Genomic DNA, 19,692 nt, shown 5'->3' with positions numbered 1-19,692 from the left:
CCAACAGCCTTTTTGTTGCCGGATGCCATCATCTCTGTAGTATGAATTTCTGGGGTGACGATCGTGGCGCAGCCATTCAGATCGGCGCTGTGATCCTCTTTGCTTTCGTCGTGATCGCGATGGCCTCCTACCAGGCCACGGTCGTCCCCAGTCAGAACTCCGGCGTGGAGTTCAACCACAATCAGGACGTCCAGAGCCAGATGGTCGATCTTACCACCGGGCTGGACGCGTCCGCCCGCGACGGCACGCGTGGCTCTCACGCCGTCCGACTCGGGACGACGTATCCCTCGCGGACGTTCTTCGTGAACCCGGGACCGCCAAGCGGGCAGTTACGGACGGTCGAAAGCGGGCAGATCGAGTTCGAAAATATAGTCGTGAGCGACAGCGAGAGCGCCACGGTTACATCTTACTGGGAGACTGCCCCCGAGCCGGTGACGACAAGCAGGCTCCAGTACGTCCCGGACTACAGCGAGTATCGCGCCGCGCCGACGACCGTGTACGAATACGGTGCGCTGATCAATGACAACCCTCAGGGGACACCGACACAGTTCGTGCCCGATGGCGTTGTTGACCGCAACGAGATTATGCTGATCGCCCTTCGCGGTGATGTACAGCAAGCGTCGAGTACCACTGTTTCCGTAAATCGCCGGGCACTGAGCAGCTCGGCAAATACCGTGACGATTAAGCAAGGCACGATCAGACTGCCGACCGAATATCCCGGCTACTGGGTCGACCAGCTCGCCGATCGGAACGGTATCGATGTCGCCGAGAACGGGGATACTGTCGAGATTACGATTCGGAGCGGCGAGACGTTCGACCTCCGGATGGCGAGGGTCGGCGTCGGCGACGTTACCAGCGTCGACAGTGGCCCCGACGAGCGCGCGACCTACGTGGCGGCGACCGACGACGAGGCACCGACCGTCAGCGCAGAGGTCCGTGACGAGTACAACAATCCCGTCGCCGGGGCAACGTTCGAGTACGAGGTCGACGGCGGCCCGACCCAGTCGGGAACCACGGATCGTAACGGTCTCGCAGTGGTGGACGGTGTCTCGGAGGGCGAAACGGTCCGAATCCGGATCGGCGGCGAAGATTGGGAGGAAGTCGCCATCGACGCACGGGCGAATAGCGGCGGGGGCGGTGGGGAGCAACGGCGCGTACGATGTCGTCTGGGACACCGACAAGATCGAAGCCGAGAACGGTGGAGTGACCTGCGATGCGTCGAGTTGTACGATCACTGACGACGCGGGGAAAACATTCTATATATTCACCCAGCCGTCGGTGGACGGCGCGGCCGTCGAGTACGCCTCGGGCAACAGATCCGTTGTGAGTTTCGGTAGCTCGACTGGAACGGATCAGAACGGCAAAGACGACGTTGACGTCACGGTGGGCGACAACGGTGTGACGGAGGTGTTCGCGTCGAGTGGTGGAAACGGCGACCGACTACAGGTCACGGTCGATGTTGGCGGGACTGTTCCGGGTGCACTGTTCCCCGATCGGTTCAAAGATCAGGAAGGTGGTGACGGCGACATTCCACCGGATGTTCCCGCGGGGACGATCAATAGCCCGACCAATATGCAGTCGGAAGATGAGACCTTCGCGGGACTCCGTGGGTCGGGGGTAACGCTTTCTCCGTCGGGACAGCGACTGATACCGTGTCAAGTGGCACTTACACCGTCGAGATTGGGTACCGTAACAACGCCAAGCAGGATGCGACAGTCACGTTCACCAATGAAACCGGGCAGGTACTTGAGACGGTCAATTTAGATGACAAAACCGAAACACGGGTCACGGCGACCGGAACGATAGAAGTAGACAGTGAGACGACAGTGTACGCCCAGTACGACGCACAAAATAAGAACTCAGAGACGGATATCTACTACCAGAAGCTGACGTAGCCATTGATCAAACCGTATATACTGTCAAATGGCACTTGGACCGTCTAAACCGACGTTTTGATCCTCTTCGCAGCGCTGATTGGGCCGACGACAACCGGCAAGGTACATAGAACATCGAGTCAAACCAGGAACGAGCGATTCGGATCGGACTGTCATTATAAACTTCTCAGACCCGATCAGAATGTTGTGACGACCGAGAACGTAGATATCCGGTTGTAAAACTATTCGACATACGTCGAAACCCCTATCGACAAACCCATATAGAACCTTCACACAAGTCTACCCATGACTGAAGTCGGTATCGACGCCATCGAGATCAGGACGGGGAACCTCAGACTCGATCTGCCGAACACGTTCGCGCCACAGAAAGGCGAAGATCCGGAGAAGTACACGAAAGGGCTCGGTCTGACGGGCAGTTCGTTCCCGGATAGCTACGAGGACATCGTAACGATGGCGGCCAACGCCGCACATCGGCTGATGGAGCGCAAAGGGCTCGAACCCGAAGATATCGGCCGGATCGACGTCGCAACCGAGAGCGCGTTCGACAACTCCAAACCGGTTTCGACGTACGTCGCAGGCTGTCTCGAACAGGTCTTCGAGGGCGACTTCCACCACGCCAACAAGGGCGAGCGAAAGTTCGCCTGCATCGCGGGCACCCAGAGCCTCGACGACGCGTACAACTGGATCCGCGCAGGGCGAAATCGCGGGCGGGCGGCGATTGTGATCGCCACGGACACGGCGCTGTACGCACGCGACGACCCCGGTGAGGCGACGCAGGGGCTGGTGCGGTCGCGATGCTGATCGACGAGGAGCCCGATTTGGTCTCGCTGTCCCTCGAACAGGGCTATGGCTCGGCCGACGAGACTGACTTTCTCAAGCCGAACCAGCAGTTCCCGAGCGTCGACGGCAAGCGCTCGGTGCAGGTGTATCTCGCGCGGATGCGCGAGGCCCTGGAGGACTACAAGTCGGTCGCGGGCGACATCCATCCCGACGACTTCGCGTACGGCCCCTTCCACACGCCGTTCCCGGGGATGGTGCGCAAGGCCGCCGTGCTCGCGTACCGCAACCTGATCAGGGATACCGACATCGAGGACGTCATCGGCGAACAGATCGGCGAACAGCCACGCCGTGACGAGTTCGCGGACGACGACGCCTTCGTCGACGCACTGACCGACTACACCGACGCGCTCTCCGAGACCGAGCGGTACCAGCACTGGTACAGCGCAACGATCGAACCGACGCTCGGCATCGCCCGCGAGGTCGGGAACTGGTACACTGCATCGGTCCATCTGGCCCGGATCAGCGCGCTGCGACACGCCGCCGAAAACGATATCGACCTTGCCGGCGACCGCCTGCTGGTCGGCTCGTACGGTAGCGGCGCACAGGCCGAGATCCACACCGAGACCGTCCAAGATAACTGGCGCGAGGAGATCGAGGCGCTCAACGTCGACGAACAACTCGACCGACGGTACGACCTCACCTTCGCCGAGTACGAGGACGTCCACGACGCGCACAATCACGACATGGACACCGAAACCGAGGAACTCACGACGCCCGAATCCGAGTTCGTCTTCGATGGCTGGGGCCGGATGGGCGAGCGCAAGTACCGATACGTCGAGTAGCGACGCTCACGACCGGGCGACGAACAGGTTGGGGTGGTCGGATATCGGTATCGCAACTGACGACTGAGAGTGGATGATTTTTGTGTCGTCCTGCTGGCATCGACCCGAAACACGGACCGGCGGGTCTACGCACCTAAAACGTCGCTGGCACGGGTCATGTGTGCTGCCTTCCCGATCGTTTTTTGCCTCCTGCCGAGGGATGTCTCGGTATGGAGACGCTCAAGCGCACGCTGCGCGAGGCACCCATCGTCGATCGGGGCGAGTACCAGTACTTCGTCCACCCGGTAACCGACTGCTTGCCGGAGGTTCAACCGGACCTGCTACGGGAGATCGCAACTGCATTCGAGGCGGTCGTCGATCTCGATCGGGTCGACAAGATCATCACGGCCGAAGCGATGGGGATCCACCACGCCTCGGCGCTGAGTCTGCAGACCGGGATCCCGTTCGTGGTCGCACGCAAGCGCGACTACGGCTTCGAGAGCGAGGTCGCGGTCCATCAGACGACGGGCTATGCGGAGGACGAACTCTACGTCAACTGCATCGAGGAGGGCGAACGCCTGCTGTTCGTCGACGACGTCTACGCGACTGGCGGGACGATCAAGGCGATGTGCGATGCCATCGACGAGACGGGCGGCGAACTGGTGGAAGCGGCAGTCGTTGTCAGACGCCGCACCGGAGAAGAGCCAGTCGACCTGCCGATCGACGTCCAGCACCTGCTCGAAGTCGACGTGGTAGACGGAGAAGTGGTGATACTTGACGACGAAACCGCAGAAACAGTCGAGTAATCAGGGAAGGTCGCGGATGGCGTCGAGCATGTCGTCGACGTCGGCATTCGAGACGGCCAGCGAGTAGCCGTCGATGGTCGCCAGTTTGGGGGCGTGCTCCCAGAGGTCGTCCGGATCGAGACCGTGCAGGACGACCGCGTTGGGCGTCGGATTGACGACGCGGAGCGCGACCAGGGGCGACTCGCCGCGAGTGACACCTGTGAAGACGAGGCTCCGATTCGTGCTCTGACCGTAGAGACGGAAGAACTCCTCACTGGAGAGGCGCGTGATCGCGCTGATGCTGTCGATGACGGTGTGGCCGGTCACCGAGTCCTGCTCGCCCTCGACGATTTCGGTGGCGTCGATGGCGTCGTAAAACCGATCGAGCGGCATCGAGGTCGAGTACTCGCGCAGATCCAGCACGATGTCGCTCTCGAACCCGGCCGAGAGCACGCGGGCGTACTGGCGGATCCGGTCGCCGCCACGGCGTTCATCGATTGCGAGCAGTCCTTCGACGATCCGACTGATGACGCTAATGCCGGGGCTCGCGCGGCGACCGCTCTCGTAATCGCTGATGACCGACGAGGAGATATCGAGTTGGTCGGCGAGTTCGGTCTGGGAAGCGTCGAAATCCGTTCGCCATTTCCGGAGCGTCGCGCCGGGATCCTCGCTCAACGTTATCTCGCCGGCGATTTTCTCGGCGAGGTTCCGCCGCGGGTCCTGCTGAGTCGTCATGGCATGTGCTGTGGGTGGCCGAACCAAAAGAATATCGAAACTGACGTTCGACAGTTGACGTACCATCGGCTGGAGTAGGTGGTACGTAAACGCTAACATACCACAGAACCGAGAAGGGGTATGCCCTCTACGGTCGTGCACGTCGCGCTGGCCGGACTGATCGGGACCGCACTGCTGGCCCAGCGCTTCGATGCCAGATCCATCGTCCTCGTAATGGCTGTCACCGCCGTGATCGATCTGGACACCGTCATCGACATCTGGATCCCCGGTGCTCACCGGGCGTACTTTCACAACCTCGTCATTCCGGCCGCGGTACTGCTCGCGCTCTGGTGGGACGTCCGCTGGCGCGAGACGTCCTACATCAAACGCCGGTGGGGGAGTGGGGCGTCCGAGTCACCTGGGTGAGCATGGTCGCGCTGGTCTTCGCACACGTCCTGTTAGACGCCTTCTTCAACGGCGTGAACCTATTCTGGCCGCTTCACGACCGGTTTTACGATCTCTCGGGCGAGTTCCTGCTCTCCGATCAGCGCGGCGTCGTCCAGACGTTTATCGACGGCGAGACCGCGGAAGGGACCGTCGAGGAAACCCACTACACGACCGGCGTCAATCCGACGCCCGAGGAGACGCCCCAGAACGTCGAACGCCTCTTCCCCATTGCAGGGACCGGCGAGCGGTTTCTGCTGGTGATCAGCGGGTTCGCCGTCGTCGCGATGCGCCTGATCGAGGAACGGCGATCCGACTGATCCCTGCGCATCCGGCAGTCGTTTTGATGCTACTGCGAGATTCCGTACACGTCGCCAGTCCAGTCCTTGGCCGGCGTGTCGTAGACTGGTTCGCCGCGGTCGAGTTCGTCAGCCGTCGACGGTCGGCGTCGTCGAGTGCCCAGTCGAAGAGGTCGACCTTCTGGCGGACGTGCTCGGGTGAGGACGATTCACGGAGAACGACATCGGTTCAAGTTAATCGATCTGGTGTCGGGCCTGCCACGCGCTCGGATTCACGCTCCGAATCCCGGCAATGACTGTCTCAGTCCGGCAGATATCTGACGTTGAGGAGGCCATTGTCGGCGTCCGAACGGACCTCGACGCGGACGGCGTCCAGTCGCGCCGCGCGTTCCAGCGTCGCGAGGTCCTCGACAACGTCCGCGGCGGCGGCCGTGGTTTCCGCCGGCGGCACGGAGATGACGTGAATCTCACCCGTCCCGGCGCGCTCGATGCGTTCGACGTCGCCGACAGACTGCTCGGCCGCGATCTCTCTGGCCTGTTTCGTCGGCGAGAGGTCCGAATCGAGGATCTTGATGTCCCGTCGGCCCTCGATCTCGACGACCGACCAGACGACGTCCATCGGCGGTTCGGGTTCTATTGTCGCGTCGATGACTTCACGCTCGACCACGTTCGGATTCGAAGAGAGCGTGTGTACCTGTCCGTCCGTCACGTCGCGGAAGATGGCGGCGTCGTCGGCGGCGCTCGTGACCACGAAAGTGCCTGCTTTCTTGCTCATACCTCCCGTAGGCGCTCCGGGCCACTTCGGGGTTTCGCGTCGGGGGCGATCAGCGCATGATCCACTGCTGGACGGCGACGATCAGGATCGCTCCGAGCACCGGGGGGCGAGTGCGGCGAGCGGCGGTAACGAATAAAAGAACTCGATGGCCGGGGCGATGAGTCCCGGGGGTCGGTACGGGCCTCCACCGGCGCGGAGATCACGAGTGCCAGATAGATCGAGGCGACGAACAGGTAGCCCGCAACGGCGAGTGTGGCGTCTCCCTGTCGGTCGGCAGTACCCGCCGCCCGGTTTTTCTCGGCGTACAGTACGGGGCCGACGAGCGGAGCGAGCAGGGCGAGACCCACCAGGGGCAACAGTGCCCGGCCGATCATGTTCAGCGCCGTCTGGCCTGCCGTCTGGGCGATCCAGATGGGCATCGCCAGCAGGACGAGCGCGATCAGAAAGAGGCCGACGAGCGCGCTGACCACGGCGTACGAACGGAGCAGTATGGAGTCGCTCGACCGGAACGTCCGGCCGTAGGACTTGCGGAGGATGCTTCGAGAGCCGCTCTCCTCCGAGCGTTCCGGAGTTGCCGCGCCGTCGGTCGCCGCGTCAGTCATACGTCGCAGTTAGAACGGCGGGCGGTTAAAGAGCGCGATACTGGAAGGTGGCCAGCGAGCGCACAGGGGCGCTGCAGGTTCGCTGGACCCATACGGCGGATTTTTGACCCCGGCGCGTGCATCGGTTCGTATGGACGTAGACATCGGCAACGCGCTCGCTTCGGAGGTCTCACCGGGAGTTTCACGGGCGGCGCTGGACCGACTCGACGAGGACGTGGCGACAGCACACGAGCGGATCGAACGCGGGCGGGCGAACGCCGAACACGGCTACGCCGCGCTGAACTTGCCCGAGACCGCCGACCCCGACGTGATTCAGGCGGCGGTCGACCCGTTCGACGACGCCGAGCATCTCCTGCTCGTCGGCATCGGTGGGAGCGCGCTCGGCGCGGCGACGCTCACCGACGCGCTCGACGGGGACCTCTCGATACACGTCCTCGACAACGTGGATCCGGCACATATCGACGACCTGCTCGCGTCCGTCCCGCTCTCGGAGGCAGTCGTCAACGTCGTCTCGCGCTCCGGGACGACCGCGGAGACCCTGTCGAACTTCCTCGTCGTGCGGGCGGCGATGGAGGATGCGGGCGTCGACTGGACCGATCGAACGGTCGTCACGACCGGCGACGAGGGGCCGCTTCGCGACCTCGCTGGGACCCACGACCTGCCGAGTCTGCGGGTACCCGACGGCGTCCCGGGGCGGTTCTCGGTGCTCTCGACGGTCGGCCTCGCGGCGGCGGCGCTCGACGGGCACGACGTCGAGGCGATCCTTGCGGGGGCCCGCCAGGCCGCAGACGGTCTCACTGGCTCGTTGTTCGAGTGTCCGGGCTACGCCTACGGTGCGACCGCGTACGCGCTCGATGCCCGCGGCGCGACGGTCAACGCGATGATGCCGTACGCCGAATCGCTGGAGACCTATGCGGAGTGGTTCGCACAGCTATGGGCCGAGAGCCTCGGCAAGGACGGCCTCGGACAGACGCCGGTCCGGACGCTTGGCGCGACCGACCAGCACTCGCAGTTACAGCTCTACCGTGCAGGCCCGCGAAACACGATGGTTACGCTCGTGCGGCCGACCGAACGGACGGATCTGGAGATCCCCGCCACCGATATCGAGGGGCTCTCGTATCTCGGCGATAGCTCGCTGGGTGACCTGCTCGACGCCGAGTTCGAGGCGACCGAGGCGAGTCTCGCCGCGGCCGGACGCCCGAACGTCCGCGTCGAACTCGACCGGGTCGACGAGCGTGGCCTCGGGGAACTGCTGTACGGGATGGAGGCCGCCTGCGTACTGGCGGGCGAACTGTACGGCATCGACACCTTCCACCAGCCTGCCGTCGAGTGGGGGAAGCGCGCGGCGCGAGGACTGCTCGGTGGCGGCGAGTTCGAGGAAGCCCGCGCAGTCGACGAGAAGACGACGCTGCGGATCGAATAGGGTCGACAGACCGGATTCGCGGGCGGTGCCGTGAGACCTATGAACAAGGGTAGCTTCTCCGGACTCGGAATCGTCCTCGCCACGGTCGCCGCAGCGACGACGCTTCAGCCCTGGCCGTCAGTCATCATCGTCGCCGAACCGATTGATGTGACCGTCTCGGCGGCGGCGCTTGCGACCGCGTTCTCCTTTTGACGCTCGCCGGATTTCTCGCCCGTCGATACGACTGGCTGGACCGGCCGGTCGGCGTGGCCTTCACTGTCACCGGGAGCGTAGGAGTGGTCGGCTCCGCACTGACCGCCCTCGCGGTCGTGACGGACGCCGGAGCGTCGGTCTCCCTGTGGCCACCACGCCGCCGTCTTCGGCACCGCAACAGGTCTCACCGGCGTGGTCGAGTGGAGCGAACTCCGGATAGACGAAGTGCTCGACCGGTCGGAAGCGGTCGTCGCCAGGAGTATCGTTGCAGTGGGCGCGTTACTCGTCGCTGGAGTGCTCGATGCCGTATTACGGCCCATCGCGACCGTCCTGTTCTCGGGCAACGAGATGCTCGCCAGCGCGTTGGCAGCCCGACAGCGGCCGGACTTGGACTGACAGTCGTCGCCGCAGTCTACCTTTACTGGCACGATGACGGCCTCGAGTTCGTGGATCTCGACTGGCTGGACACTCGAGAGTTGCTCTACTGTATCGGCGGGTTCATCGGGCTGTTGGTCGCCCTGATCTTCGCCGCGGAACTGCTCGCGGGACTCGGCGTCCCGTCGTCCCGGTCGGGCGTCGTCGAGCAGGGTATCGAGCGGTCTCCCGACATCTTCCTTGCCGTCCTGCCCGTCTCGATGCTGCTCGTTGGTCCGGCCGAGGAACTGCTCTTTCGCAACGTGATCCAGAAGTCCCTGTACGCCACTTTTTCCCAGCCCAGTGCGGTCGTCCTCAGTAGCGTCCTCTACGCTGCGATCTATCTGCCGGCCTACGCCACCGTCTCGTTTCCAGCAGCGCTGGGCGGGCTTGCTCTCGCGTTCGTCCTGTCGCTCGTGCTCGCCTACACCTATGCCCAGACCGACAATCTGCTCGTCCCCACAGTCATCCACGGTGGTTTCAACGCGTTCCAATATGCCGTCTTGTACGTCGCCGTGACACGCGAGGTCGGCGTCGTCTGAGCGTCGGCCCGGCCCGCGACTCGTTCCCTTCGAAGGCTTTATCGGCAGCCTCGGCCTCGGTTCGCGTAACAACCATGTCCGAGAAACCCGCCTCTATGTATCGGCAGATCGACAAGCCGTCCTACACTCGCCGCGAGTATATGGGAGGGATCCCCGGTTCCAAGATCGCCCAGCACGAGATGGGCGATCTCCAGACCGATCCCGACGAGTACCCCGTCCAGATCAGCCTCGTCACCGAGGAGGCCGTCCAACTCCGTCACGGCGCGCTCGAAAGCGCCCGCCTGTCGGCCAACCGCCACCTCATCAAGGAACTCGGCGAGAACAACTACAGAATGACCCTGCGCAAGTTCCCCCACCAAGTCCTGCGAGAGAACAAGCAGGCAACCGGTGCAGGCGCCGACCGTGTCTCCGACGGAATGCGCCAGTCTTTCGGCAAGATCGTCGGCACCGCCGCACGCATCCCCGAGGGCGACCGCATCTTCACCACCTGGTGTACCGTCGACCAGGCCACCACCGTCAAAGAAGCCTTCCGCCGGTCCTACAACAAACTCTCGCCGCCATGCCGCATCGTCGTCGAGCGCGGCGAAGAGCAACTCGTCTCCTGAGGCTTGTAGTCCGTTTTTGTGCGAATTTCTATCAGTAAACGTAGCCTTACGCCCATAACTGTCGTGTAATCAATAGCATTACTAATCGGGTGTTGCGTGTGAGAACTAAACACGTGATACTACATGTCGGTACTCAATCGGTTAGTCGGAGTGATACGCACCGAGGAGGAATTGGACGTGCTCTACGAATGTAGACGGTGTGGTACCTCGCTCGACGTCTCCGAGAGAGCCTGTCCGACGTGTGGTTCGGGCGACTGTGCCACCTACAAACTCTGACCCTGCTCAGACACCGAGCGTATCGGCGAGTCGCTCACCGGCCGCGTTGGACGATTCCGGCCCGCGCCCAGTGATGAGGTCGCCATCGACGGTAACGCTCGTCTCCGCGTCGAGTTCGGCGTCCCAGTGAGCACCGGCCGCCAGAACTTCGTCCTCGACCCAGTACGAAAGCTTTCTACCGTCCGGCATACAGTCGTTCTCGTCGACGATACCCTCCTCCCACTCGTTGGGGAACCCGGTCACGTTTCGCCCCTCGACCAGCATCTCGCCGTCGCTATCTCTGGTGAACGCGAGGATAGCGACAGCGTGACAGACGACGAGCGCCCGTCCCTCGTCACCCTCGACGGCGTTACGGAGCAGTCTGCGGGCGTCACGGTCCTGATTGACGTCCCAGACGGTGCCGTGGCCGCCGGGGAAGACGACTGCGTCGTAGTCGTCCGCCGACACTGTCGCGAGCGGTTCCGGATCCGCCAGACGCGGATCGTTGTTGTGACACTCCATTACGCGTTCCGCGGTCTCCTCACCGACGTTTTCGGGATTGACCGACCGTTCGTCGATAACGGGTTTATCGCCGCTCGGCGTAGCCACCTCAATATCGACGCCACGGTCGGAGAGCAACTGCAGTGGGTCGACACATTCCTCTCCCCAGTACCCTTCCTGACTGACGACGAACAGTGCGGATGTCATCATCGGGACTAGCACGAACAGAGAGATAAACCCCGTGCCACCGGATGCTACCGTTACCCGAGGAGGAGGTAGACCGCCAGACAGGCGACGCCGACCAGTGCTACCGCGACGCCGGGGACAGTCGTACCCAGAGCGGCTACCACACCCCCTGCGAGCAGGGCGACCAGACCGACGACGCCTGCGGTCGGCGCGAGGACGCGCTCGGTCGCCGCGTCGACTGCAATCTCGCGGAGTTCGGCCTCGCTCGGCCCGTCGTCGGCATCGGCGAGCGCTTCGACGCGCGATTCGAGGGCAGTGACGTCGGATCGCAGTTCCGCGAGTTCGTCGATCCGGTCGTCGGTCCGGTCGAGGGCGCTTTCGAGTTCGTCGATCCGTTCGAGTTGGTTCTCCACCTCAACGATCCGGTCCTCAAGTCCTCTAACCGTCCCTTCGAGGGTATCGACGCGCTCGTCGGTCTCCGCCGTCGAGGATTCGATACGCCCGATGCGCTCGTCGGTGGCCGCCACACTGGCATCGATGTCGTCGACACGCGATTCGAGGGTATTCGTCGTGCCGCTTGTCGTTGCGACCCGTTCGTCCAGCGTGTCGAGGCTCTCGTCGACATTGGCCGCACGGTCGGCGAGCGACCGTTCGACGGCCGTTACCGCCGAATCGACCTTGGCGACCCTGGCTTCGAGGCTGTCGGTCCGTTCGGCCGTTCCCTCGACCGCCTCGATCCGGTCTTCGAGTCGGTCGGTGCGGTCTACCGCAGTCGCTGCCTGTTCCTCGACTCCGTCGAACCGCGCCTCGATCCCGTCGGTACGGGCCAGGGCCGTGTCGGCATCTGCTACAACGTCCTCGAACCGCGTCTCCAGTTCCCCGGTTCGCTCTGCGGTCCGGTCGATCTTCGTCGCGGCGTCGGCGAGTCGCTGCTCGACCTCGTCGACTCGTTCGAGGGCACTGTCGGCCGCCGCGTCCACAGTGTCGAGCGTCTCACGGAGGGAGTCGACCTGCGACTCCAGTCCAGCGCGCTCGTCGACAGTCGATTCGACGGCCGCGAGGCGGGAGAGTAGTTCGTCGTCCGGCGAGTCAGCGGCGGTCTCGACGTCGTCGAGGTCATCGCGGAGTGCCGCAAGCGCATCCTCGATACTCGTGACGGCCGCCGCCAGTTCCTTGTCTGTGTCGTCGAGTCGGGTATCGACCGCGTCCAGTCGCTCGTCCAGGTCGGCGAGGCGGCTCCGTACGCCGTCAAAATCGTCCGCTACCGTGTCGATGCCCGCCGAAAGCGCCGGGATCCGCTCGTCCCGGATCTCGTCGAACCGGGCGTCGAGCGTCTCGACTGACTCGCGCAGGTCCGCAGTCGCCGCGGCCTCGGCCCGTGTCTCGATCCGGTCGCGGAGTTCGTTGAGGCTATCGTCCAATCGGTCGACAGTTCGAGCGATATCGTCCGACGTGGTGACATCGTCCCCCTGAGCAGACACACCGGCAGTAGCCCCGGAGTCAGCGGTCGCCGCGGGAGTCGACGATCCGTCGGTATCGGCCGTCGGTTTCCTCGCGCCGGCGGCCGCTCCCGCCTCCGCCTCGGCTACCGCCGATTCGACCGACTGCTCGGCCGCGGCGTCGGGAGCGAGTACGGCACCGCGGGCGACCGCCGTCACCGGATTGTCGAGGACGCAAACGGTGTCGATATCGAACGGGATCGCGGCATCAGCGAGCAGGGACTCGAGCGTCGCGTCGATGCCGTCCGATCGGGCGGCCGGGCCGGCGACGACGACCGGGACCGACGCACCGTCGAGGGCAGTCGTGAGACGCTCGGCGGCGCGGTCGACGACGTACGAGAGGTAGTTCTCGTAGTACATTCCGAGTACGTCGCCGTCCCCGCCGGTGAGGTCGTACCCCTCGCGCTCGTCGGCGACCACACTCGGTTCCTGATCGGTCGCATCGGCGACCTGCCGGTCGATCCAGCTCCCGCCGCGACTGAGGCCGAAGCCCGCGAGCGGTTCCCCGTCGTCGAGCAAGCAGACCTCGCTCGTGCCGGTCCCCAGCACCAGTACCAGCCCTGACGGCGCATCGGTGCCGAACCCGGCGTAGCCGGCGGCACGCCCCCGCGTGACTGGATCGGGATCGTAGCCCAGCGCGGCGAGGCACTCGTCGATGGTGCGCCGGTGATAGAGCGTCGCGACGTCCTCGTCGACTGGCTCTGCGGGGATGGCGTAGGTCGCCCGCTCATCCGCCGCGCCGTCTCCGGCGACCTGCGCGATTAGCAGTTCGACCAGCGTGGCGTCGGCATCGCGCTCGCCGGTGAGGACGCCGCCGCGCAGTAGCGACTGGACCGGCGCGTCGAACATTCCCGCGAAGTCGGTGGCGGCGTCGCCCACCGCGTACACCGAGTCGCCCTGCTCGACGTACTCGACGCTCCCGCTCGACAGCATATCGAGCACCATCTCTTCGGCCGGCAGTGCAACGAAATTCGTCCGCTCGGCCGATGATTCGGCGTCGTCGTGCGCGACGATGGTGAAGCGCTCGCCGATATCGAGTCCGATAGTCATTCGTCCCCGACGTTCTCAGGGGGCGTTATGGGTGTTGTGCTGGTAAGTGTCGCGGCGCACGCTATCGGCATTGTGTCCCGCGGTCGAATCGAAACGAAGCCCTTAAAACTTGAACTCTCCTCTATCCGAATGCACTGGGACCGTGGGGTAGTGGTATCCTCTGCGGATGGGGTCCGTAGGACCCGAGTTCAATTCTCGGCGGTCCCACTTCTTATTCTGAAGAACGTCATTGTCGGCGTTCTCAGGTATGTAAGACGCTCGAAATCGCCATCATTACTTTACTGGTAAGTGTAGAAACTTGCCGGTACTCGGATGACGCGAAAAATGGCGCTATAGACCGCCCGAACAGCCGCGGAACGAGGGGGTGGTCGGCGTGTTGAAACTCGTCACGGAGAGCGACGAGTCCCCCGCCTGCCAGAACTGTGGCGCCCACGTTTCGGCAGACTTCAAGCGCGTCTACGGCGACAACGACCACGTCGTTCATCGCTGCCGGGGCTGTGACACCATGCGGCGGCTCACTCGCTAGGGGCCGACAGCCGGGCGGCAAGCCATTGTGTAACCCCTCCAGTTCAAGTGGAGTTGCAGTTTTCACGTAGTTGTATATAGTTGACTTTAGTTCTGGGGAGTGGCGACGTCGTGATCCGGGTGGTCGAGGCGAGATCCCCGGAGGGGAGTTCCTGCCAAGCAGGACATACCTCTTAGGGCGTATGCCTGAGAGCACTGGCGGAGAGAAGTGCCACGCGCCGCTGGGTTCTCCGTGTTCCAGTTGATCCACTGGAAACGGTGGTTATCCCGCATCGTTAGTTCGGTTGAACCCCTCGAAACCGGCACCGGAGAACCCAGTATTATTATTCATCCATATTTTGAGGTGTGATGTGCCACCCCGACCGAGCACGACAGCGAACCACGGACCGGACAGCGAGCGAAACCGAAGATGCCGAGGAGACGAGAGAGCGGAGAGAGTCGCCGTCGAGGGGGATTGTTGACGCACCAGTGCGCGCACTCAAGCGAGCGCACGCGCTGATCCATAACTCAGAGTGTAAACACCGAGCGCGACGACAGTCGAAGTACAGTCTCCCAAACAACGGGCTTTAGTGTACGCCGTCGAAGTTGGTGTGTATAGTTACCAATAGTCATATCCTAGTCGCTGGCGGCGGACGGGTCGGATTTCGAGTAGCACAGTTCTTCAGACAACGTGGACACCAAGTGACAATTATCGAGCGAGACCCGGACCGTGCAAACGAGCAGGACTCGGACGACATCGAGGTTGTGGTAGGTGACGCGACAAAGCCGTCCGTCCTATCGAATGCTCTCACGGACGATACGACCGTTATCGGCGCGCTAACAGACAGCGATAGCAGTGAACTACCCTGCCCTACCGCGCTCGGGGCTACTCGCCCCTCGCTTGTTGAGGGCAGGGCTTCCTGTTTCTGTGTCGGAATTTATACCCAACGTGGGCACAGGGATTCCAGACTCCGCAGACGATTTCCCTTCAGGGGCGGTTCGGAGTGTCCCACTCCTACCGAATCGACACTCGGCCACAACCGACGTTGCACGCTTTTTGTCGCGTTTGAACAACGCCAGAAGCGTGGTGAGCATCTTACTACCTCGTTCGACCGCAGGGGTAGTAAGCGTGGCGGGGAAAGGGCAAGTAACTCGTGCGGGCGCTGTATCCCTCCCTGCTCGCGGCTTCGCCGCTCGCTGAGGAAGGGGGCTTAGCGCCCTCAATTACAGCTAATCTCGCGGTCTGCCTCGCTGCGAGGACGTTCGAACCGGATATCCGAACGGTGGCGCGTATCACCGATGCCGACGGCGACGAGTACGAACAACTCGTCGACGAGGTCGTGTTCCCGGAGCGTGCAAGTATCAAAACTGCAGTGAACGCACTCAGCGGGAGTGATGTGCGAACATTCGAGGATATCACCGGTGAGATGGAAGTGTTCGATATCCGCGTCGCCTCCGAGTCACCAATAGCAGGCCAACTTCTCAAGGATGTTGACCTTCCGGAGGGGAGTCTCGTGATTTCTGGAGCCGGGGAGACCGATCCGCCACCTCCGAAACGCGACTGGAGGCCGGCGAACGATACATTATCGCAGCCGATCCTGACGCCTCAGATGCCGTTATTTCGGCGTTCCGAGGTGAGTGAGTTCAGTATACGGTCCGCCGGTGAGCTATGATGAGTGGCACTGTGATCAACTGAGGCTCTGTATTCAGCGGGCGATTTCCATTAGTCTCTGAGGGTTACAACAGAGCCGTTGCTTTGGTTCAGAACTACCCGACTTTTCGGCGCTCCCGCTGCTGAGTTCCCGGCGAATACGTTACACGATAGTGGTCGGGAACCGTCTGCAGATCGTTCCACCGGTCCCAGTCGCAGTCGAGTAGCGGGTGGACTCGGTCCTCGACCGGATGTGGACGATGACCAACATCACCGGCGACCTCGCGGTCACGACGGTCATCGCAAAATGGAACGGCGGCATCGACTTCAATAGCAGCGTCTGGGCCGCCCCAACCGACCCGTTAGAGACGGCCGACTTGACGCCTACCGCGTAGAGCACGGCTCGTGCCGTCTCGGCCTTTGTCTCCTGATTCGGTAGATCAACCAATACCCCATCCATCCGCCCCGGACGATTCCGCAGGAACAGCGATTCATCATACTGAACAGCTGATAAGTCACTTATATGTTGGCTCAGAACGGGGGTCAATGTATGACCAGGGCCGCCGACGACCCGCAGTGCCCCGAGTGCGGGGGCAAAATCGGGCAGACAGCCACCTACTGTATGCACTGTTCGGCGGATCTCACCGAGGAACTCGATGCCGCCGACGCGGACGAAGACGGGGCGTGGGACGCTTCCGACGCCGCGTCAGCGGACTCACAGGAGCGGACCGCTACTGAAGAATCCGAACAGCGGTTGGATCCGGACGGAGTTCTCGATAATACCCTCACCGTCTTGGTGGGTATTGTGGGTGGAATTATCGTCGGCGCTGTGGGAACCATCGTCCTGTTGATCGCAACTAACAGCGGGTGGGCACTTCTCTTTGGATTTGTCGCCTGGTTGGGTGCTACTGCCAATCTCGTCCGTCGCCGAACGGTCCAGGGTGCGGTTTCGAGAACCGGCTACGCCGTTGCTATCGTTCTGTTGCTGGTTCCAGTGATCGCACTCAGTCCGGCCGTGAGTGTCGACGGCGGTATCGGGGAACGCGGCGGACTCTTCGTCGTACTGCTGGTCTTCGTTGTGGTCCCCGCCTGCATCGCCACCGGAATCGGCTGGGTGGCAGCACAGTTCATCCCCGGAGAGGGCACCACCAGTGAGGGGTGAGGCGTCTGCGCAGTAAGAGCCATCCATTCAACAGGGCTCTCGAAAACACTGCCGGGTCTGCTGCCCGTTCTGGGGCCGGTACCTGTTCTTACTGGCCAGCCGTTGCATTCGCAGAAGTATCGAACGCAGAGGCGTTCAGCAGAACCGCTCGGGACAACAGGCACTGAGTATTTTATCGCTCAGCCACTAGCAGGAGTACTGTGTCGAGAGTATTATCGGACGATGACCGCCAGAAAATCGATAGCAGCGATGACGACGGATTCTACGAGTCTTCCCGGTTCGTCACCCACGCTGATGATGCTTTCACTGAACGGCTGACGGAGTTGTACGAATCCGTACTAACGCCGGGGGACCGTGTCTTCGATGCGATGAGCAGTTGGGTATCGTTCCTCCCGGAGGTTCCGGTGGAGCGTGTGGTGGGGCATGGACTCAACGAGGCTGAACTCGAAGCAAACGAGCAACTGGACGAGTACTTCCGCCAGGATTTCAATTCGAACCAGACACTCCCGCTCGAAGACGACTCCTTCGACGTCGTCTGCTGTGCGTTATCGGTGCAGTATCTGCAGTATCCTGGTGAGATATTCAGCGAGTTCGCACGCATTCTGGCTGCGGACGGGACTGCTGTAGTGAGTTTCACCAACCGGATGTTCCCAACAAAGGCGATTCGTGCGTGGCAGACGCGGTCGATGGATGAACGGGCGGCGCTCGTCGAGGAGTATTTTGCTGCTGGTGGATTTGCAGAGACAGAGCGGATCGTCGACCAGCCGGGAACCGACCCGTTTTACGCGGTCGTCGGTCGACTGCCTGAAGAGTAGCCCAGAGTCACCGTCGTGTTCGTCGGCGACAGTCAATCACAACGGGGCCCACCCCCAGTTTGAAGTATATATATCACTAAAAATAATCTATGTCTGGACAGACCGGCACAGCAATGGACTCCATCGAAATCGAAGAGTTCCTGCAAGACCAACAGACCGGCGTCCTCGCGCTCGCGAAGGACTCGGACGCATACGCTATCCCGGTCTCGTACTTTTTCAGCGACGACGAGCAGTGCGTTTACCTCCGGTTGGGCTACGCGCCCGGGAGCCAGAAGCGACGGTATGGCGACGCCACCGATCACGCCTCGCTGGTCGTCTACGAGGACACTGACGATGGTTGGAAAAGCGTCGTAATCGAGGGCACCCTCGAAGAGACAACGGACAGCAACCTCGATACCGCGCTCGAAGAACACGACGAGAAACTCGACATTCCCTACGTCCGAATCTTCAAGCGACCGGTCGACGATATCGAGTTCCACACCGTCCGGATCAACATCACGAGCATGAAGGGAATGATCGAGGGGTGACGCGGCGATCCGCAGGACCGCGAAGCTAAGTGTGTCGGTCGCTATCTGTCGCACATGCCGGACCGGCTGATGAAAGTCAACGCGTACACGACCTTCGATCTGATCGACGCGACGGTGCGAGGCCACGAGTTCGAGGCGGACTCGTTTGCCGTCCTGAACGCGACCTCCCCGCGAAAGAACCCCGACGAGGTGAAACTCCAGCAGAACTGGACAACATGTCCGAAGAGCACCTCCCGGCCCACATGGAGGAAGTCCACCTGTCGCCCGAGGAAGCGAGAGCACTGGCGAGCGATCTGGAAAAACACGCAGACAAGGTCGACGCGGCAGGCAGCGAGTAGCTACTCGGCCAGTCGCGCCATCTCCTCATCGCGCAGGTCGATCATCGAGGCGGCGACGTTCGCTTCCAGATGCTCGACCGATGAGGTGCCCGGAATCGGGAGCAACACGTCCGAGCGTTCGAGCAGCCACGCGAGCGCAATCTGGTAGCGCGACGCCCCGTGCGCCGCCGCGATATCGTCGAGCACGTCGGCGTACTCGCCGAGATCACCGCCGCCCATCGGCGAGTACGGCATGAAGCCGATGCCGTAGTTCTCGCACGCGTCCAGGACGTCCGTGTTCTCCCGGTTGGCGACGTTGTACTGGTTCTGGACCGTCACGACGTCGACGAGTTCGCGGGCCTGTTCTGCTGTTCGACGCTCACGTTGCTCAGGCCGATATGGCCGATGACGCCGTCGTCCTTGAGTTCGGCGAGCGCGTGAATCTGGTCTTCCATCGGCACGTCGGGGTCGATCCGGTGGAGCTGGTAGAGGTCGATCTGATCCACACGGAGCCGATCACGACTCGTGTATGCCGCGTGCTGGAGATAGCCCGGGTGGCCGTGGCGCGCCCACTCGAACCCCTCGTCGACCTGCCGGATCAGCCCGCCTTTCGTCGCGACGACGACCTGCTCGCGGTACTCGGGATCGGACATGAGCGTCTCGCCGATAAGTCGCTCGCTGACCGAGGGGCCGTAGGAGTCGGCGGTGTCGACGAAGTCGACGCCGAGGTCGACCGCCCGACGGAGGACGTCACGCGCGTTCTCGACGTCGGCCGGTTCGCCGGTGATATGCTCGCCGGTGAGCCGCATCGCGCCGAAGCCGAGACGGTGGACAGTCAGATCGCCACCGATATCGAACGTGTCGCTCTCGTTGTGAACCGTCATGGCGGTTGATTAGGCCGCCGCCCGATAGTCGTTTATGATATCGGCGCGCC

General features: G+C 62.6%; 22 protein-coding genes, 1 tRNA gene and 4 pseudogenes. 19 read left to right on the top strand and 8 right to left on the bottom strand.

Features of this window, described 5'->3' with window-relative positions:
* Positions 1–41: 41 nt before the first annotated feature.
* The 4 genes and pseudogenes from ACFQH2_RS05010 to hpt all read left to right on the top strand — a co-directional run bounded on the left by ACFQH2_RS05010 (position 42) and on the right by hpt (position 4,302).
* Positions 42–1,238 carry an Ig-like domain-containing protein gene (locus ACFQH2_RS05010; protein WP_377076507.1) on the top strand — a complete coding sequence of 399 codons (1,197 nt, stop codon included), beginning with the start codon at positions 42–44 and terminating at the stop codon, positions 1,236–1,238.
* Between the two features lie 414 nt (positions 1,239–1,652).
* Positions 1,653–1,895, top strand: a complete 243-nt coding sequence (locus ACFQH2_RS05005; protein WP_377076506.1) for a hypothetical protein — start codon at positions 1,653–1,655, stop codon at positions 1,893–1,895.
* Between the two features lie 285 nt (positions 1,896–2,180).
* Positions 2,181–3,517 (top strand): annotated as a pseudogene (gene hmgB, locus ACFQH2_RS05000) (hydroxymethylglutaryl-CoA synthase).
* A 209-nt stretch (positions 3,518–3,726) separates the two neighbouring features.
* Positions 3,727–4,302, top strand: coding sequence for a hypoxanthine/guanine phosphoribosyltransferase (gene hpt, locus ACFQH2_RS04995; protein WP_377051520.1), 576 nt, complete (start codon positions 3,727–3,729; stop codon positions 4,300–4,302).
* On the opposite strand, the gene ACFQH2_RS04990 is transcribed toward hpt, so the two are convergent.
* On the bottom strand, positions 4,303–5,016 hold the full coding sequence (locus ACFQH2_RS04990) for a helix-turn-helix domain-containing protein (protein WP_377051518.1): 714 nt from the start codon (positions 5,014–5,016) through the stop codon (positions 4,303–4,305).
* A gap of 120 nt (positions 5,017–5,136) precedes the next feature.
* Between ACFQH2_RS04990 and ACFQH2_RS04985 the strand changes: the two genes are divergently transcribed.
* Together ACFQH2_RS04985 and ACFQH2_RS04980 are read left to right on the top strand one after the other, a co-directional pair.
* Positions 5,137–5,421 carry a hypothetical protein gene (locus ACFQH2_RS04985; RefSeq protein WP_377076505.1) on the top strand — a complete coding sequence of 95 codons (285 nt, stop codon included), beginning with the start codon at positions 5,137–5,139 and terminating at the stop codon, positions 5,419–5,421.
* Between the two features lie 2 nt (positions 5,422–5,423).
* Positions 5,424–5,759, top strand: a complete 336-nt coding sequence (locus tag ACFQH2_RS04980; protein ID WP_377076504.1) for a hypothetical protein — start codon at positions 5,424–5,426, stop codon at positions 5,757–5,759.
* Between the two features lie 29 nt (positions 5,760–5,788).
* Here ACFQH2_RS04980 and ACFQH2_RS04975 read toward each other — a convergent pair.
* The 3 genes and pseudogenes from ACFQH2_RS04975 to ACFQH2_RS04965 all read right to left on the bottom strand — a co-directional run.
* Positions 5,789–5,961 (bottom strand): annotated as a pseudogene (locus tag ACFQH2_RS04975) (aldo/keto reductase); the annotation flags it as partial.
* Between the two features lie 78 nt (positions 5,962–6,039).
* Positions 6,040–6,513: a DUF5812 family protein gene (locus tag ACFQH2_RS04970; RefSeq protein WP_377051514.1), complete on the bottom strand. Its 474-nt coding sequence runs from the start codon at positions 6,511–6,513 to the stop codon at positions 6,040–6,042.
* Complete coding sequence (locus tag ACFQH2_RS04965) at positions 6,510–7,115, bottom strand: hypothetical protein (protein ID WP_377076503.1); 606 nt, start codon at positions 7,113–7,115, stop codon at positions 6,510–6,512. The genes ACFQH2_RS04970 and ACFQH2_RS04965 overlap by 4 nt, the downstream gene beginning before the upstream one ends.
* A 130-nt stretch (positions 7,116–7,245) precedes the next feature.
* Between ACFQH2_RS04965 and ACFQH2_RS04960 the strand changes: the two genes are divergently transcribed.
* Entirely contained in the window at positions 7,246–8,538 is a 1,293-nt protein-coding gene (locus ACFQH2_RS04960) for a glucose-6-phosphate isomerase (RefSeq protein ID WP_377051510.1), read from the top strand.
* Between the two features lie 104 nt (positions 8,539–8,642).
* Here ACFQH2_RS04960 and ACFQH2_RS04955 read toward each other — a convergent pair whose 3' ends face one another.
* Complete coding sequence (locus ACFQH2_RS04955) at positions 8,643–8,918, bottom strand: hypothetical protein (RefSeq protein WP_377076502.1); 276 nt, start codon at positions 8,916–8,918, stop codon at positions 8,643–8,645.
* A gap of 4 nt (positions 8,919–8,922) precedes the next feature.
* Between ACFQH2_RS04955 and ACFQH2_RS04950 the strand changes: the two genes are divergently transcribed.
* The 3 genes from ACFQH2_RS04950 to ACFQH2_RS04940 all read left to right on the top strand — a co-directional run bounded on the left by ACFQH2_RS04950 (position 8,923) and on the right by ACFQH2_RS04940 (position 10,291).
* Entirely contained in the window at positions 8,923–9,126 is a 204-nt protein-coding gene (locus ACFQH2_RS04950; RefSeq protein WP_377076501.1) for a hypothetical protein, read from the top strand.
* A 50-nt stretch (positions 9,127–9,176) separates the two neighbouring features.
* Positions 9,177–9,686, top strand: a complete 510-nt coding sequence (locus ACFQH2_RS04945) for a CPBP family intramembrane glutamic endopeptidase (protein ID WP_377076500.1) — start codon at positions 9,177–9,179, stop codon at positions 9,684–9,686.
* Between the two features lie 74 nt (positions 9,687–9,760).
* Complete coding sequence (locus tag ACFQH2_RS04940) at positions 9,761–10,291, top strand: 50S ribosomal protein L16 (protein WP_377051290.1); 531 nt, start codon at positions 9,761–9,763, stop codon at positions 10,289–10,291.
* Between the two features lie 282 nt (positions 10,292–10,573).
* Here the strand turns inward: ACFQH2_RS04940 and ACFQH2_RS04935 are convergent, their stop codons facing one another.
* Complete coding sequence (locus tag ACFQH2_RS04935; RefSeq protein WP_377051506.1) at positions 10,574–11,254, bottom strand: type 1 glutamine amidotransferase domain-containing protein; 681 nt, start codon at positions 11,252–11,254, stop codon at positions 10,574–10,576.
* A 53-nt stretch (positions 11,255–11,307) separates the two neighbouring features.
* A complete protein-coding gene (locus tag ACFQH2_RS04930) occupies positions 11,308–13,782 on the bottom strand; it encodes a hypothetical protein (protein WP_377051504.1) in 2,475 nt (824 codons plus the stop codon).
* A gap of 136 nt (positions 13,783–13,918) precedes the next feature.
* On the opposite strand from ACFQH2_RS04930, the gene ACFQH2_RS04925 reads away from it, so the two are divergent.
* The 9 genes and pseudogenes from ACFQH2_RS04925 (at position 13,919) to ACFQH2_RS04885 (ending at position 18,779) form a co-directional block, all read left to right on the top strand.
* Positions 13,919–13,989: transfer RNA gene (locus ACFQH2_RS04925), tRNA-Pro, on the top strand.
* 169 nt (positions 13,990–14,158) lie between these two features.
* Positions 14,159–14,308 carry a DUF7563 family protein gene (locus ACFQH2_RS04920; protein WP_377051502.1) on the top strand — a complete coding sequence of 50 codons (150 nt, stop codon included), beginning with the start codon at positions 14,159–14,161 and terminating at the stop codon, positions 14,306–14,308.
* A 587-nt stretch (positions 14,309–14,895) separates the two neighbouring features.
* Entirely contained in the window at positions 14,896–15,501 is a 606-nt protein-coding gene (locus ACFQH2_RS04915) for a potassium channel family protein (protein WP_377076969.1), read from the top strand.
* A gap of 68 nt (positions 15,502–15,569) precedes the next feature.
* Positions 15,570–15,959: a hypothetical protein gene (locus ACFQH2_RS04910; protein ID WP_377076499.1), complete on the top strand. Its 390-nt coding sequence runs from the start codon at positions 15,570–15,572 to the stop codon at positions 15,957–15,959.
* Positions 15,960–16,167: 208 nt separating this feature from the next.
* On the top strand, positions 16,168–16,332 hold the full coding sequence (locus ACFQH2_RS04905; protein WP_377051500.1) for a hypothetical protein: 165 nt from the start codon (positions 16,168–16,170) through the stop codon (positions 16,330–16,332).
* A gap of 155 nt (positions 16,333–16,487) precedes the next feature.
* Positions 16,488–17,099 (top strand): hypothetical protein, encoded by a 612-nt coding sequence (locus ACFQH2_RS04900; RefSeq protein WP_377051498.1) that lies wholly within the window; start codon positions 16,488–16,490, stop codon positions 17,097–17,099.
* Between the two features lie 200 nt (positions 17,100–17,299).
* Positions 17,300–17,914, top strand: coding sequence for a class I SAM-dependent methyltransferase (locus ACFQH2_RS04895; protein WP_377051496.1), 615 nt, complete (start codon positions 17,300–17,302; stop codon positions 17,912–17,914).
* A gap of 89 nt (positions 17,915–18,003) precedes the next feature.
* A complete protein-coding gene (locus tag ACFQH2_RS04890; RefSeq protein WP_377051494.1) occupies positions 18,004–18,441 on the top strand; it encodes a pyridoxamine 5'-phosphate oxidase family protein in 438 nt (145 codons plus the stop codon).
* 54 nt (positions 18,442–18,495) lie between these two features.
* A pseudogene (locus tag ACFQH2_RS04885) lies at positions 18,496–18,779 on the top strand (DUF6360 family protein).
* Here the strand turns inward: ACFQH2_RS04885 and ACFQH2_RS04880 are convergent.
* Positions 18,780–19,642: pseudogene (locus ACFQH2_RS04880) on the bottom strand (aldo/keto reductase).
* Positions 19,643–19,692: the final 50 nt, after the last annotated feature.

It is taken from the genome of Natronoarchaeum sp. GCM10025703 (genome assembly GCF_042661985.1).
Lineage (GTDB): Archaea > Halobacteriota > Halobacteria > Halobacteriales > Natronoarchaeaceae > Natranaeroarchaeum.
Note: the sequence above shows the minus strand (reverse complement) of the source record. Positions and strands in the feature narration are given on the sequence as shown.